Here is a 15,180-nt window from a genome sequence, read left to right as displayed (position 1 = left end):
GCGCTCAGGCCCGGCGGTAGACCGGCGGCCGCTTCTCCGCGAAGGCGCGTGCCCCTTCCTTCGCGTCGGCCGTCTCGAAGACGGGCCGGCCCCGGGTCAGTTCGGCCGCCAGGCCTTCCGTCTCCGTCAGCTCGGCGGCTTCGTACACGGACGCCTTCACCGCCTCGACGGCCAGCGGCCCGCACGCGTTGATCAGCTCCGCCGTCTCCAGCGCCGCTTCCAGCGCCGTCCCGTCCGGCACCACCCGCCCCACGAGGCCGATCCGCGCCGCCTCCTCGGCCGAGTACGGGCGCCCCGTCAGCAGCATCTCCAGCGCGTGTGTGCGCGGGACCTGCCGGGGCAGCCGGACCGTGGAGCCGCCGATCGGGAACAGTCCCCGCCTGACCTCGAACAGTCCGAAGGTGGCCCCGGCCCCGGCGACCCGGATGTCGGTCCCCTGGAGGATCTCCGTGCCGCCCGCCACGCAGTAGCCCTCGACCGCCGCGATCACCGGTTTGCGCGGCCGGTGGTGGCGGAGCATCGCCTTCCAGTGCAGGTCGGGGTCGGCCTTGAGGCGGTCCCGGTACTGGTCGCCCGCCATCCCCCGGCCGGCGAGCGCCTTGAGGTCCATCCCGGCGCAGAAGTCACCGCCCGCGCCCGTCAGGACCACCGAGCGGACCGTGTCGTCCGCGTCCGCCTCCAGCCAGCCGTCGTACAGGCCCACCAGCAGGGGAAGCGAGAGCGCGTTCTTCGCTTCGGGCCTGTTCATGGTGAGCACCAGAGTGGCGCCGCGGCGTTCCACGGTCAGGTGTTCGGTCCCACCCATTGCCGTCCTCCCGTCTCAAGACCTAGAACAGGTTGCAGCAGGGTCCGGTCCAGTTCAATAGTTTCCTGACACTCAGTCAGATTTCTTGGCATGCGCCCTTCCCACTTGGACCGGGCGGCGCTCTAATGACCGCCGAGCAGCCCAGCCGTGTGCACTTCGGGTCAGGAGGAACGGTGGAGTACAACCTTGCCGACCTGTTCGAATCGGTCGTGGACGTGGTCCCGGACCGCGAGGCGCTGGTGTACGTCGACCACCCCGGGACCGGTGCCGAGCGCCGCCTGACGTACGCGGAGCTGGACGCTGCGGCGAACCGCGTCGGGCACCACCTGCTGGACAGCGGACTGCGGCCCGGCGAGCACGTGGGGCTGCACCTCTACAACGGGATCGAGTACCTGCAGACCGTACTGGCCTGCCTCAAGGCCCGCCTGGTGCCGGTGAACGTGAACTACCGGTACGTGGAGGAGGAACTGGTCTACCTCTACAACGACGCCGACCTCGCCGCCCTCGTCTTCGAGGGCGAGTTCACGGAGCGGGTGGCCGCCGCGCTGCCGCAGACGCCGGGGCTACGGCACCTGGTCCGGGTCGGGCAGGCACCGGCCGGGGTGCCGGAGCCGGCGGTCGCGCCGGTGGCGTACGCGGACGCCGAGACGGCCGGGTCCCCCGAGCGCGACTTCCCGGAGCGCAGCCCCGACGACCTCTTCATCATCTACACCGGCGGTACGACCGGCATGCCCAAGGGCGTCATGTGGCGGGCCGAGGACCTCTTCTTCGCCGGGCTCTTCGGCGGGGAACCCTCCGGGGAGCCGGTGAAGCGGCCCGAGGAACTGGCCGAGCGGGTCGCGGCGCGCGGCGCCGGGCTCACCTTCTTCCCCGCTCCACCGCTGATGCACGGCACGTCCACGCTGACCTCGTTCATCGCCTTCAACTACGGCCAGCGGGTGGTCATCCACCGCAAGTACGTCCCCGAGGAGGTGCTGCGCACGATAGAGAAGGAGAAGGTGTCGAGCGTGTCGCTGGTCGGCGACGCCATGCTGCGGCCGCTGATCGACGCGCTGAGCGGCCCGCTCAAGGGGACGGACCTGTCCTCGCTGTTCAGCGTCTCCTCCTCCGGGGCGATCATGTCGGAGACCGTCCGCGCCGAGTTCCAGCGGCTGGTGCCGAACGTGCTGCTCCTGAACAACTTCGGCTCCTCCGAGTCCGGTTCCAATGGCCGGGCCACGGACGACTCCGGCCCGGAAAAGGGCTTCCGGCTCCAGGTCAACGACCGCACGCAGGTGGTCGATCCGGTGACGCACGAGCCGGTGGCGGTCGGCGTGCCGGGCCGCCTCGCGCAGCGCGGACACGTCCCGCTCGGCTACTACAACGACCCGGCGAAAACGGCGGAGACCTTCTTCCGCAAGGGCACGGAACGCTGGGTGCTGCTCGGTGACATGGCGACCGTCGACGAGGAGGGCATCGTCACGGTGCTGGGCCGCGGCTCGCAGTGCATCAACACCGGTGGCGAGAAGGTCTATCCGGAGGAGGTCGAGCAGGCGCTGAAGTCGCATCCGGACGTGTACGACGCCCTGGTGGCGGGAGTCCCGGACCCGACCTGGGGCAACCACGTGGCCGCGGTGGTGCAGGTGCGGCGGGGGGCGCCGGAGCCGACGCTGGAGGAGATCCAGCGCCACTGCCGGACGAGACTGGCGGGTTACAAGATCCCGCGGCAGCTGGTGATCACGCCCGCCGTGCAGCGTTCCCCGAGCGGCAAGGCGGACTACCGGTGGGCGAAGGCGGTGGCCACGGAGGCCGACGCGGGGCACTGAACCGGCGACCGCCCGGGGGGTGACCGCCGGGGCCGGGGGGCGCCGGCCCCCGGAGGCGGTGCGTCAGGCTCCGGTGGCGAGGAAGCGCTCGACGCGTCCGGCGAAGCGGGGGGCGTCGTCCAGCCAGGGGAAGTGCGCGGTCGCGGGCTGGACTTCGAGGATCCCGCGCGGGAAGAGCTCCGCGATACGGGCCGCGAGGGGTGGGGGCGGGTTGCCGTCCAGTTCGCCCACGAGGACCAGCACCTCCCCTTCGACGTGCCGCAGGGCCGCGCGGGTGGCGGGCGGGTCGAAGGCGCCCGGGCCCGCGAAGGCCAGCGCGGCCTTCTCGTTCTGGTCCTGCTCGCCGGCCGCGAAGTCGGCCCGCGCGGCGTCGTCCCAGCGTCCGTAGAAGAGCGGGGCAGCCCTCTCCCATTCCGCGTCCGTGTCGGCGCCCCCGAGAATCCGTTCGTAGGCCGCGATGGCCGTGTCGTACGGCTCGGTGCCGACCCGGAGGCGGGCGGCCGCGAGCCGCTCCCGCGCCCCGCTCCCGAGGTCCACCGCCCAGGCGGTCGGGGTGATAAGGGCGGTCCGGCGCAGCCGGCCGGGGTGCGCGGCGGCGTACAGCATGACGAGGTTGCCGGCGGCCGAGTGGGCCAGGACGTCCATGCGCTCCAGGCCGAGGTGGACGCGGAGCGCCTCGACGTCGGCGACCTGGTGATCGACGCGGTACGTGGACTCGTCGGCCGGTATCGCGGAGTCGCCGGTGCCGCGCGGGTCGAGGAGGACGAGCCGGCGGCCGGCGGCGAGTCCGCCGAGGTCGCCGAGGTACCTGGAGGACCGCATGGCGCCACCGGGGAGACAGACGAGCGGTTCTCCCTCGCCCCTGACGTGGTAGGCGAGTCGGGTTCCGTCATAGGTGGTGAGAGCAGGCATGGGGCCCATCAGATCAGACGATCACTCGTTCGAGTCATTGATTTACCCGGCGGGGTCCGGCAGGCTACCGAATGAACGTTCGGTTGGGTTGATGGTCCGACTCTCGACGATGAGGTGACGGCAATGACGGCGCGTGCGGGTCTCGATGACCTCGGGGATCTCCAGGACGAAGGCGAGCGGCTGAGCGCCGAGGGGCTGGCGGCGCTCCAGCTGGAGCGGTTGCGGGCGACCCTGCGCCGGGCGTACGAGCACGTGCCCTTCTACCGGCAGGCCTTCGACAAGGCGGGGGTCCGGCCCGACGACTGCCGCTCACTGGCGGACCTGTCCCTCTTTCCGCTCACCACCAAGGCGGACCTGCGCGAGCAGTACCCCTTCGGCATGTTCGCCGTGCCGCGCGCGGACGTGCGCCGCATCCACGCCTCCAGCGGCACCACGGGCCGCCCCACGGTCGTGGGCTACACCGACGGGGACCTGGCCACCTGGGCCGACGTCGTCGCCCGCTCGCTGCGTGCGGCGGGCGCCCGGCCGGGGCAGATCGTGCACGTCGCGTACGGGTACGGCCTGTTCACCGGCGGCCTGGGCGCGCACTACGGCGCGGAGCGGCTGGGGTGCACGGTGGTTCCCGCCTCGGGCGGCATGACGGACCGCCAGGTCCGGCTGATCCAGGACTTCCGCCCGGAGGTCATCATGGTGACCCCCTCCTACATGCTCACCCTGCTGGACGAGATGGAGCGCCAGGGCATCGACCCGCGCCGGACCTCGCTGCGCACCGGGATCTTCGGCGCCGAGCCCTGGACCGAGGAGATGCGCCGGGAGATCGAGGACCGGCTGGGCATCGACGCCGTGGACATATACGGCCTGTCCGAGGTCATCGGACCGGGCGTCGCCCAGGAGTTCGCCTCGCACAAGGACGGACTGCACATCTGGGAGGACCACTTCTACCCCGAGGTGATCGATCCGCTGACCGGGGCGGTCCTGCCGGACGGTGAACCGGGGGAGCTGGTGTTCACCTCCCTCACCAAGGAGGCCATGCCGGTGATCCGCTACCGCACCCGGGACCTGACACGGCTGCTTCCGGGAACGGCCCGCCCCGCCTTCCGCCGGATGGAGAAGGTGACCGGCCGCAGCGACGACATGATCATCCTGCGCGGGGTGAACCTCTACCCGACGCAGGTCGAGGAGATACTCCTGCGCATCCCGGGCCTGGCCCCGCACTTCCAGCTGCGGCTGACGCGGGAGGGCCGCCTCGACGCCCTCACCGTGCGCGTGGAGGCGCGCCGGGACGCCGACGCCGGGAGACGGCGGGCGGCGGCCGCGGAGCTGGTGCGGGCGGTCAAGGAGTCCGTGGGGGTGTCCGTCGCCGTCGACGTGGTGGAACCGGAGAGCCTGGAGCGCTCCGTCGGCAAGATCAGGCGGGTGAAGGACCTCCGGGAACCGCACGCCTCCTGAGGAGGCCGGGCCACACCGGCGGACGGCCGGAACCACCTGTTCGGGCCCACTTCGGTACCGCTCCCGGGAACGGCCGGGACCGTACGGGTAGGGGACCAGGTGTGACCTCGATCCTCCGGCGCCTCCACGCCCGGCTCCTGGGCTCCCCGGCCGGGCTGGCCTGGAGCCGGGGCCGGGAGATCGAGCTGATGCACCGGGCGATGGGCTTCGCCGCTCTGGGGTTCCTCACCCTGGTGCCGCTGCTGGTGGTCGTGGCGGCGGCCGCGCCGGGCAGCGGCTCCAACTTCGGCCGCTGGCTGGGACAGGCCCTCGGGGTGACGGAGGCCTCCCGGTCCCGGGTCGAGATGCTGTTCGGGGCGGCGGACCTGGCACTGGAGCGGACCACCGCCTTCGGGCTGGCGGCCCTCGCCGTGTTCGGCCTGACCTTCGGCTCCGCCGTGCAGACCGGCTACGAGAAGGTGTGGGACCTGCCGACGGCCCGCTGGCACACCATGTGGCGGCACGTCGTGTGGCTGGCGCTGCTGGTCTGCTACCTGGCGCTGCTGGTCGGGATCCCCTCCCCGTCCGACACCGTGGCGGGCACGGCGGTGAGCACCTTCAGCGACACGGTGGGCACCTGCCTGTTCTTCTGGAGCTCCGGGCGGCTCCTGCTGGGCGGCCGGGTCCGCTGGCGGGCGCTGCTGCCCGGGGCGGTGGCGACCAGTCTCGGGCTGCTGGGCCTCAGGGTCTTCTCGCAGATGGTGTTCTCCCCGCTGATCGCCTCGAACGCCGTCACGTACGGGCCGTTCGGGACGCTGCTGGTCGTCCAGTCCTGGCTCGTCGGCGTCGGCTTCGTGGTCTACGGAGGGGCCATGCTCGGGCGCCTCGCCCACGAGCACCTGACGCTGCGCCGGCTGCGCGCGGACGGGGTACTGCCCCCCGCAACCGGGCCTTCTCGTGATCCGGGACAGGGGTGACCGCCGGCGTCGGGGCGTACTCGGCGACGAAGTTCGCCCTGGAGGGGCTGACGGAGGCGCCGGCGGGCGAGGTGGCCGCCTTCGGGATCAAGGCACTGATCGTCGAGCCCGGCGCCTTCCGTGCGGGGTTCGCGGGCGGCGCGGGGCCCTCCAGCAGTCGGCCGCCTGGCTGCCGGCCTACGAGGACACGGCCGGCCCCGTCCGCACCGGGCTCCCCGGGAGCGACGGCAAACAGCCCGGCGACCCGGTGAAGGCCGCCGCCGTGATCCTGGCCCACGCGGACACCGTCCGCGCGGAGGCCCGTACCCGGGAGGCGGTCAGCCGGGGTACGGCCTTCGACGCCTGACGGCCCCTCCCGGCGGCCGATTCCGCCACCGGCGCCGGGTCCAGCCCCGGCGGCCGGGAGCGGCGCGGCGGCCGGGAGCGCCTCAGCCGGTGCCGAAGCGGTCGCGGAGCTCGCGCTTGAGGATCTTTCCGCTGGCGTTGCGCGGGAGGGTCTCCACGAACAGCACCCGTTTGGGTGCCTTGAAGTGCGCGAGCCGTTCGCGGGCGTAGGCCATCAGCTCCGCCTCGGTGACCTCGCCGCGGGGGACGACCACCGCCGTGACGGCCTCGATCCACCGCTCGTCGGGCAGCCCGACGACCGCCGTCTCGGCCACGCCGGGGTGGGTGTATAGAACGTCCTCCACCTGCCGGGAGGCCACGAGGACCCCGCCCGAGTTGATGACGTCCTTCACCCGGTCGACCACGGTGAAGTACCCGTCGGTGTCCCGTACCGCGAGGTCACCGGACCGGAACCAGCCGTCCCGGAAGGCCTTCCCGGTGGCCTCGTCGTCGTTCCAGTAGCCCAGGCACAGCTGCGGGGAGCGGTAGACGACCTCCCCGGCCGTGCCGTCGGGGACGTCCGCACCGTCCTCGTCGACGACCTTCGCCTCCACGTGGCGCACCGGGCGCCCGCACGACTCCATCCGCCCCTCGTGCTCCCCGGGACCCAGGACGGTGGCCAGCGGTCCGATCTCGCTCTGCCCGAAGCAGTTGTAGAAGCCCAGCCCGGGCAGCCGGGCCCGCAGCCGTTCCAGCACCGGGACCGGCATGACCGAGGCCCCGTAGTAGGCCTTGCGCAGGGCGCCGAGGTCCCGCCGCGCGAACTCGGGGTGGCCGGCCAGCGCGATCCACACCGTGGGCGGCGCGAAGAGGCTGTCGGCGCCGGCCTCCACCAGGTCGAAGAGGTCCTCGGCGACGGGTGCGTCCAGGATGGTGTTCTGGGCGCCCACCGCCAGGTAGGGCAGCAGGAAGACGTGTGTCTGTGCCGAGTGGTAGAGCGGCAGCGAGTGGACGGGCCGGTCGTCCGCGCCCAGGTCCAGGGCCTCGATCGCGCTCTCGTACTCGTGGGCCAGCGCGCTGTGGGTCATCACCGCGCCCTTGGGGAGTGCGGTGGTCCCCGAGGTGTAGAGCAGCTGCACCACCGCCGCCGGATCCCCGGCGGGCTCGTACGCGAGCGGCTCGGACAGCTCGGACAGGAACGAGCCCGGCGCGTCGCGCAGCGCCCGTACGGGGTGCCCGTCGGGGACCCGCGCGGCCAGGTCCGGGTCGGCGAGGACCAGGGAGCTCGCGCAGTCGCCGAGGATGTGCGCGAGGTCCTCGCCGGTGAGGTTCTGGTTGACGGGGACGTGGACGAGCCCGGCGCGGGCGCAGGCGAGGAAGGCGATGAGGTAGGCGTCGGAGTTGTGGGCGAAGGCCGCGACCCGGTCCCCCGCGGACAGCCCGTACCGCCGGCGCAGCACGGCGGCGCCGGTGGAGACGGCCGCGTCGAGCTCCCCGTACGTCCAGTTCCGCTCCCGGTAGCGCAGGGCGACCCGGTCGGGGCCGCGCCGCGCGCTGTCCCGTACGAGCCCGTCGACCGTCTGGTGCCGCACTGCCGTCATGGCCGTGATCCTCGCCCGGCCCCGTCGCCGGGTCAATGTCGCCGCACCGGCCGGGGACGGCCCGAAGGAGCATGCCGGCGGGGTGCCGGCGGTGCCAGGGGCCGGCTGGTGCTACGGGCTGACGGCGAGGAAGAGGTACGCGGCCAGCAGCACGAGGTGTACTCCGCCCTGGAGGAGGGTGGCGCGGCCCGGGACGATCGTCAGGGCTCCGACCACCACGGTCAGCGCGAGCAGCACCATGTGGATGGCCCCCAGCCCCAGCAGCAGCGGCCCGGTCAGCCAGACGGAGGCCAGGGCGATGGCGGGGATGGTCAGGCCGATGCTGGCGATCGCGGAGCCGTAGGCCAGGTTGAGGCTGGTCTGGACGCGGTCGCGGCGGGCGGCCCGGACGGCGGCGAGGGTCTCGGGGAGCAGGACGAGCAGGGCGATGATCACGCCGACGACGGCGTGGGGCAGTCCGGCGTCGGAGACGCCCTTCTCGATGGTCGGAGAGACCGCCTTGGCGTTGCCGACGACCGCGACGAGGGCGGCGAAGAGCAGGCCGACGCTGATGAGGGCGGCGCGGGCGGTGGGCGGTTCGGCGTGGTCGCCGCCGGCGCCGCCGCCGGTGTGCGGTCCGGCGCCGGCGGTGTCCACGGGGAGGAAGTAGTCCCGGTGGCGGACCGTCTGGACGGCGATGAACAGCCCGTAGAGGGCGAGGGAGGCGACGGCGGCGAAGGTCAGCTGGGCGGAGGAGAACTCGGGGCCGGGCCTGCTGGTGGTGAAGGTCGGCAGCACCAGGCTCAGCACGGCGAGGGTCGCGACGGTGGCCAGTGCCGCGCCGGATCCCTCGGCGTTGAAGACGGCGACCCGGTTGCGCAGGGCGCCGACCAGCAGGGACAGGCCGACGATGCCGTTGCAGGTGATCATGACGGCGGCGAAGACCGTGTCGCGGGCGAGGGAGGCGGTCTTGTCGCCGCCGTCGGCCATCAGGGTGACGATCAGGGCCACTTCGATGACGGTGACGGCGACGGCGAGGACGAGGGAGCCGAAGGGTTCGCCCACCCGGTGGGCGACGACCTCGGCGTGGTGCACGGCCGCGAGGACCGCTCCCGCGAGGCAGAGGGCGACCAGGGCCACGGCGGGGCCGGGCAGGTCGCGTCCCCAGCTGAGGACGAGCGCGAGGAGCGCCACCACGGGGACCAGGAGGGTCCAGTCGGTCAGGGGGGACCTGCGCGTTGCCGTACTCATGCGAGCCAAGTTGCCAGAGTTGCCGCCGGGGTGCGCCGTGGGGCGCGCATCCGGGGCCTGAAGTGGCATTTCTCACGACATGTCGGGGCGTGGCGGACAGGCGTGGGGCGGACCCGCTCTTCGGGTGGGGGAATACGCGCGCCACGGCGGCCGCGCCGGTCGGCTGCGGGAGCGGGCCGGCGGGGCCGCCGTGGGTCCGGGCGGACGGCGGGCGCCGTCACACGGCGCGCTCGCGGCCCTCCCAGTAGGGGTCGCGCAGGCGGCGCTTGTAGAGCTTGCCGTTCGGGTCGCGGGGCATCGCCTGGATGAAGTCGACCGACTTCGGCCGCTTGTAGCCGGCCAGCCGCCGTTCGCAGTGGTGCAGGATCTCGGCCGCCAGCGCGTCGCCCGCCTCGAAGCCCTCGGCGGGTTCGATGACTGCCTTGACCTCTTCGCCCCAGGACGGGTGGGGGACGCCGAAGGCGGCGGCGTCGGCGACGGCCGGGTGGGTGAGCAGGGCGGACTCGATCTCCGCCGGATAGATGTTCACCCCGCCCGAGATGATCATGTCGATCTTGCGGTCGCGGAGGAAGAGGTACCCCTCCTCGTCGAGGAAGCCGAGGTCGCCGACGGTGAAGAACTCCCCGATGCGGTTCTCGCGGGTCTTGTCCTCGTCCTTGTGGTAGCTGAAGCCGCCGGTGTTCATCTTGAGGTAGACGGTGCCCAGTTCCCCCGGGGGCAGTCGCTCGCCGTCGTCGTCGAAGACGGCGAGTTCGCTGATCGGCCAGGCCTTGCCGACCGTGCCGGGCTTCTTCAGCCAGTCCTCGGCGGTGGCGAAGGCCCCGCCGCCCTCGCTGGCCGCGTAGTACTCCTCCACGCACCGGCCCCACCAGTCGATCATCGCCCGTTTGACGTGGTCCGGGCAGGGTGCGGCGCCGTGGATGGCGTGCCGCATCGAGGAGACGTCGTAGGCGTCCTTCGTCTCCTGCGGGAGCGCGAGCAGGCGGTGGAACTGGGTGGGGACCATGTGGGTGTGGGTGCAGGCGTGGTGGTCGATCAGACGCAGCATCTCCTCCGGGCTCCACTTGTCCATCAGCACCAGCGGGTGCCCGATGTGCAGGGCCGCGCCGGCGAACTGGAGCACGGCCGTGTGGTAGAGCGGCGAGCAGACCAGGTGGACGTTGCCGTCGGAGGGGCGGATGCCGAAGATGCCGAGGAACCCGCCGAGGTACGTCTCCTCCGGGGGCTTGCCCGGCAGCGGACGGCGGATGCCGCGCGGCCGGCCGGTGGTGCCGGAGGTGTAGTTCATGACCCAGCCGAGGGTGCGGCCGGCGGGCGGTTCGCCGCTGCGGCCGTCGAGGAGTTCGGCGTACGGCCGGAAGCCCGGGACCGCTCCGACGGCGTAACGGCGGCCGGGGTCGAGCCCTGCCTCTTCGGCGGCGGCGGTGGCGGCGTCGGCGAAACGCTCGTGGGCGATGAGCACCTTGGCGCCGGAGTCGGAGACGATCCAGGCGATCTCGGGCCCGACGAGGTGATGGTTGACGGGCACCAGGTAGAAGCCCGCCTGGGAGGCGGCGAGGTAGGCGGTGAAGAACTCGACGCCGTTGGGCAGGACGACCGCGAAGGCGTCGCCCTTCTCCAGCCCGGCCGCGCGCAGGCCGTGGACGAGACGGTTCACGTCGGCGTGCAGCCGGCCGGCGGACCACTCCTCGCCCTCGGGGGTGTACAGGACGGTGCGGCCGGGGTCTGCGGCGGCCTGCGCCCAGAATCCGTTGGGCAGCTGCTGCGTGTCGGTCATGCTGCTTCTCACTCCTCAGGACCGGCCGGCGATACGGGTGATGCGGTCGATGGCGCGCTCGAATCCACCGGTGAGCTCGTCGAAGACGGCCTGGACGCTGCGCTCGCTGTTCATCCGGCCGACGATCTGGCCCACCGGGGTGCCGAGCAGCGGCCGGACCTCGTACTTCTGGATCCGGGAGACGGCCTCGGCGACGAGCAGGCCCTGGAGCGGCATGGGGAGGGCGCCGGGCCCCTCCGGGTCGTCCCAGGCTTCGGTCCATTCGGTGCGCAGCTGGCGGGCGGGTTTGCCGGTGAGGGCGCGGGAGCGGACGGTGTCGCCGGAGCCGGCGGCGAGGAGCTTCTCGGTGAGGGCACGGGAATGCAGCTCGGCCTCGGTGGTGGTGAGCCAGAGGGAGCCGAGCCAGACGCCCTGGGCGCCGAGGGCCAGTCCGGCGGCGATCTGCTCGCCGCTGCCGATGCCTCCGGCGGCGAGGACGGGGAGCGGGGCGACGGCTTCCGCGATCTCGGGGACCAGGACCATGGTGGCGATGTCGCCGGTGTGGCCGCCCGCCTCGTAGCCCTGGGCGACGACGATGTCGATGCCGGCTTCGGCGTGGCGGCGGGCGTGCTTGGCGCTGCCGGCGAGGGCGGCGACGAGGACGCCGTTCTCGTGGGCGCGGGCGATGACGTCGGCGGGAGGGGAACCGAGGGCGTTCGCCAGGAGTTTGATGGGGTAGTCGAAGGCGACGTCGAGCTGGTTGCGGGCGACCTGCTCCATCCAGCCGGTGATCCGCCAGCCCGAGGCCTCGCCCTCGGCGAGTTCGGGGACCTGGTGCTTGGCGAGGGTGTCGCGGACGAAGGCGCGGTGTCCGGCGGGGATCATCGCCTCGATGTCGGCCTCGCTGACGCCGTCGACGGCCTTCTTGGCGGGCATGACGACGTCGAGGCCGTAGGGCTTGCCGCCGGTGTGCGCCTGCATCCAGTCGAGGTCGCGTTTGAGGTCGTCGGGGGCGGTGTAGCGGACGGCGCCGAGTACGCCGAAACCGCCCGCGCGCGTGATGGCCGCGGCGACCGCCGGGAAGGGCGTGAAGCCGAAGATGGCGTGCTCGACACCCAGTTCCTTGCTCAGCTCCGTCTCCATGGGCGTGAGGATGCCGCAGGGCGGCGGCCGAGGGAAGAGATTTTCTGATGCTGTGTCAGATTCTTGCGGGCGGACCGGTGCGGAGGGTCCCCGGCGGGCGGGCAGATACCCAGTAGCGTGCGGAGCGCCCGGGGCGGCAGGCCGAACGGATCCCGGACCCGGGGCACGGGGTGGTGGCGGGCCGCGCAGGCGTAGGGCGGCGGGCGGGCAACACGCGGCGGGCAGCAAACGGTTCGGAGCCGACAGGAGGCCGATCATGGTGGGAGTCACGGGGGCCGGAGCGGAAGCGGAGACGCCTCGCGGGCTGCGGGAGGACGGTGGACCGGAGAACGGACGCGCAACCGGGGCCGGGGCCGGCGTCGGGCCCGAGGCCGGGGCCGGCCTCGGAGCGGGACACGGCGTCGGAGCCGGGGCCGGACACGGCGTCAGGGCCGGGGCCGGGCCGCGCGTGGGGGGCGGTCCTGGTTCGGGGCTGAGCCGGCGGCGTCTTGGGGCGCGGCTGCTGGCGCTCGGCGGGGTGCTGGTGCTGCACGCGGCGCTGCCGGGGTCACCGGCCGGGGCGGCGGGCGGCGCGGCCGAGCGACGCGCCCTCCAGGGCCTGCGGCTGCGTTACGGATCGGCGCGGCAGGCCGGGCTGCTGGAGCGGCACCTGGAGGGGGTGGCGGAGGAGGCGGGGCGCTTCCTCCGCCCCTCCCCCGAGCACCCGTACTACGCGGGGGCCGTGGTGCTCGCGGGGCGCGGCCGGACCATCGCCCTGCACCGGGCGATGGGCGACGCGGTGCGGTACGCGGACTACGACGGCCGCACCGACCGGCCGGTGGAGTTCCCGGCGGCCGAGCGGATCGCGATGACCGAGGACACCGTCTTCGACCTGGCCTCCCTGAGCAAGCTGTTCACCTCGATCCTGGCCGTGCAGCAGATCGAGCGGGGCCGCCTGGAGCTGGAGGCCCGGGTGGACCGGTACCTGCCGGAGTTCACGGGGGGCGGCAAGGAGGCCGTGACGGTCCGGCAGCTGCTCACCCACACCTCGGGGCTGCGCTCGTGGGCGCCCTTCTATCAGGAGTCCACCCGCGAGGGACAGCTGCGCCTGCTGTGGTCGGTGCGGCCGCAGGAAACCCCCGGGACGGTGTACCGCTACTCCGACCTGAACCTGATCGCGCTCCACCTGCTCCTCGAACGGATCACCGGCCGCACTTTGGACGCCCTGCTCCACGACGAGATCACCGCTCCGCTCGGGATGCACCGCACTCGCTACAACCCGCCCCTGTCCTGGCGCCGGGTCACCGCCGCCACCGAGGTGCAGCGCCCGCCCTGGTCGGGCCTGGACCGGGGGCTGGTGTGGGGGCGGGTCCACGACGAGAACGCGTACGCCCTCGGCGGGGTCGCCGGCCACGCCGGTGTCTTCGGCACCGCCTGGGACCTCGCGGTCCTCTCCCGAGCCCTGCTCGACGGCGGGGTCTACGCGGGCAGGCGCATCCTGCGCCCCGCCTCCGTCGAACTGCTCTTCACCGACTACAACACCGCCTTCCCCGGCGACGACCACGGCCTCGGCTTCGAGCTCTACCAGCACTGGTACATGGGTGCCATGGCCACCCCGCACTCCGCCGGGCACACCGGCTTCACCGGCACCTCCCTCGTCCTGGACCCCTCCACCGACTCCTTCCTGATCCTGCTCGGCAACTCCGTCCACCCCGTGCGGACCTGGCGGGCCGGCAGCGCGCCCCGCGTCGCGACCGGCAACCGATTCGCCCGGGCCGTGCCGGTCCGTACGAAGCACGGCGGCCCGGCCTGGTTCTCGGGCATGCAGGCCGGCGGCTCGGGCACCCTCACCCTGCCCCCGCTGACCCCCGCCACGGCGCGGGCCCGCCTGCGCTGCGCGGTGTGGTGGGACACGGTGCCCGGCGCGGGGGCCTTCCACCTGGAGGTCTCCGCTGACGGGGCCGTCTGGGAGCCGCTCCCCTTCAGCACGGTCCGCACCACGGGCGGTGCCCCCGAAGAGTGGCCGGCCGGCTCGGCCGGGGGCTGGTCGGGCCGCGTCTGGCACCGCCTCGAAGCCCCCCTGCCCGCCTGGACGGCCGGCCGCGAGACCCGCATCCGTTTCCGCCACGCCTCGACCGGCCGCTACGTGGGGCGCGGGGTGTACGTGGACGTCCTGCGCGTCGCCGAACCGGCCGGCCTCCTCTTCTCGGAGGACCGCCCGGCGGACGCGTCCCGCATCGAGGCGTCCGGCTGGACCCGTTCGCCGGACTGACGGACCGCGGGGGCGACAGGCCCAGGCCGCTTCTTGTGGATCACCCGTGAGAACGGAACGATGTCAGCCATGACCTCTGTGGATCCACCCCCCGACCCCTCGAATGACCCTGCGAACGGCCTTGTCACCTGCCCCTGCTGCTTCCAGCGGACCCTGGAGGAGCGGGCCAACTTCGAGATCTGTCCGGAGTGCGGCTGGGAGGATGACGGACAAGGCGACGCGGACGCACACCTTGTCCGAGGTGGGCCCAACGGTTCGCTGAGCTTGACGCAGGCCCGGCTGGACTACCTTGAAGAAGTGGCCGAGACGGGCGATGAGTCCGTGACGCGCGGCGGTGAGGGTCTGTGGCGGTCGGAAGCACGACGCCAGGTTCCAGACCTGGCTGAGTAGGGAGGCGTCTGGCAACGCTCGCCCTCGTTGTCCAGACGTCATGGGCCGCCTGCGCGTTTCCCGCCGCCTGGACGCCCCGCACCAGGCCGGACACGGTCCTGGCCGACAGGGCGTACTCCACCGGTGAGTTCACCCCGCCCGCGCAGACGCTGTATCCGCGCGGCGATCCCGGAACGGCCGACCAGCGGACCCGCCTAGCTCTTGAGCCGCTCCCGCAGTTCCTCCAGGTCGGTGAGGAACCAGGTCTGGCCGCCCCGGTTGCATTCGCGGACGAAGTCCCGCAGGGCCGTGCTGGTGTCCGTGTGGCGGGAGATGTCGCCGAGGACGACGAGGCCCACGCGGTAGTTGACGAACTTCTGGACGATGTCGCCGGCGATCCGGGTGCTCAGCCGGAAGAACGCCTCATCGAACCGTCCGGCCGGGACGACGACCCAGCGGGCGCCCTGCCAGGCGGCGTTGCCCACCAGGTCCAGGACGTCCCGTTCGCCGCCGATCCGCTCGCCCTCCGGGTCGCACAGCAGGACGGGCACGTCGTGGATGGTGCTCAGGGTGCTCATG

At 72.9% G+C, this 15,180-nt stretch carries 12 protein-coding genes and 1 pseudogene; 6 read left to right on the top strand and 7 right to left on the bottom strand.

What is annotated here, in order from left to right:
* Window positions 1-4 precede the first annotated feature (4 nt).
* A complete protein-coding gene (locus ACZ51S_RS02310; RefSeq protein WP_468801847.1) occupies window positions 5-805 on the bottom strand; it encodes a crotonase/enoyl-CoA hydratase family protein in 801 nt (266 codons plus the stop codon).
* Between the two features lie 173 nt (window positions 806-978).
* Here ACZ51S_RS02310 and ACZ51S_RS02305 point away from each other — a divergent pair, with 173 nt between their 5' ends.
* Entirely contained in the window at window positions 979-2,610 is a 1,632-nt protein-coding gene (locus tag ACZ51S_RS02305) for an acyl-CoA synthetase (RefSeq protein ID WP_468477174.1), read from the top strand.
* A gap of 63 nt (window positions 2,611-2,673) precedes the next feature.
* Here the strand turns inward: ACZ51S_RS02305 and ACZ51S_RS02300 are convergent, their stop codons facing one another.
* A complete protein-coding gene (locus tag ACZ51S_RS02300) occupies window positions 2,674-3,522 on the bottom strand; it encodes an alpha/beta fold hydrolase (RefSeq protein ID WP_468959331.1) in 849 nt (282 codons plus the stop codon).
* A gap of 123 nt (window positions 3,523-3,645) precedes the next feature.
* Between ACZ51S_RS02300 and paaK the strand changes: the two genes are divergently transcribed.
* The 3 genes and pseudogenes from paaK to ACZ51S_RS02285 form a co-directional block, all read left to right on the top strand.
* Window positions 3,646-4,971, top strand: coding sequence for a phenylacetate--CoA ligase PaaK (gene paaK / locus ACZ51S_RS02295; RefSeq protein WP_468477176.1), 1,326 nt, complete (start codon window positions 3,646-3,648; stop codon window positions 4,969-4,971).
* A gap of 101 nt (window positions 4,972-5,072) precedes the next feature.
* Window positions 5,073-5,927, top strand: a complete 855-nt coding sequence (locus ACZ51S_RS02290) for a YhjD/YihY/BrkB family envelope integrity protein (protein WP_468477177.1) — start codon at window positions 5,073-5,075, stop codon at window positions 5,925-5,927.
* A 2-nt stretch (window positions 5,928-5,929) separates the two neighbouring features.
* Window positions 5,930-6,273: pseudogene (locus ACZ51S_RS02285) on the top strand (SDR family NAD(P)-dependent oxidoreductase); the annotation flags it as partial.
* Window positions 6,274-6,355: 82 nt separating this feature from the next.
* On the opposite strand, the gene ACZ51S_RS02280 reads toward ACZ51S_RS02285, so the two are convergent.
* The 4 genes from ACZ51S_RS02280 to ACZ51S_RS02265 all read right to left on the bottom strand — a co-directional run bounded on the left by ACZ51S_RS02280 (window position 6,356) and on the right by ACZ51S_RS02265 (window position 11,981).
* The gene (locus tag ACZ51S_RS02280) at window positions 6,356-7,852 is read right to left on the bottom strand and encodes a fatty acyl-CoA synthetase (RefSeq protein WP_468477179.1); all 1,497 of its coding nucleotides are present in this window, start codon (window positions 7,850-7,852) and stop codon (window positions 6,356-6,358) included.
* A gap of 111 nt (window positions 7,853-7,963) precedes the next feature.
* Window positions 7,964-9,082 (bottom strand): calcium:cation antiporter, encoded by a 1,119-nt coding sequence (locus ACZ51S_RS02275; RefSeq protein ID WP_468885249.1) that lies wholly within the window; start codon window positions 9,080-9,082, stop codon window positions 7,964-7,966.
* Between the two features lie 217 nt (window positions 9,083-9,299).
* Window positions 9,300-10,859, bottom strand: a complete 1,560-nt coding sequence (locus ACZ51S_RS02270; protein ID WP_468885250.1) for an acyl-CoA synthetase — start codon at window positions 10,857-10,859, stop codon at window positions 9,300-9,302.
* Between the two features lie 15 nt (window positions 10,860-10,874).
* Complete coding sequence (locus ACZ51S_RS02265) at window positions 10,875-11,981, bottom strand: nitronate monooxygenase (RefSeq protein WP_468885252.1); 1,107 nt, start codon at window positions 11,979-11,981, stop codon at window positions 10,875-10,877.
* A gap of 256 nt (window positions 11,982-12,237) precedes the next feature.
* On the opposite strand from ACZ51S_RS02265, the gene ACZ51S_RS02260 reads away from it, so the two are divergent.
* Both ACZ51S_RS02260 and ACZ51S_RS02255 read left to right on the top strand, forming a co-directional pair.
* The gene (locus tag ACZ51S_RS02260; protein ID WP_468477184.1) at window positions 12,238-14,232 is read left to right on the top strand and encodes a serine hydrolase domain-containing protein; all 1,995 of its coding nucleotides are present in this window, start codon (window positions 12,238-12,240) and stop codon (window positions 14,230-14,232) included.
* A gap of 60 nt (window positions 14,233-14,292) precedes the next feature.
* Window positions 14,293-14,622, top strand: coding sequence for a CPCC family cysteine-rich protein (locus ACZ51S_RS02255; protein ID WP_468959329.1), 330 nt, complete (start codon window positions 14,293-14,295; stop codon window positions 14,620-14,622).
* A 194-nt stretch (window positions 14,623-14,816) separates the two neighbouring features.
* Here ACZ51S_RS02255 and ACZ51S_RS02250 read toward each other — a convergent pair whose 3' ends face one another.
* Window positions 14,817-15,179 (bottom strand): DUF4180 domain-containing protein, encoded by a 363-nt coding sequence (locus ACZ51S_RS02250; protein WP_468477186.1) that lies wholly within the window; start codon window positions 15,177-15,179, stop codon window positions 14,817-14,819.
* Between the last annotated feature and the right edge of the window lies 1 nt (window position 15,180).

This window comes from Streptomyces sp. NPDC034043 (genome assembly GCF_055575675.1).
Note: the sequence above shows the minus strand (reverse complement) of the source record. Positions and strands in the feature narration are given on the sequence as shown.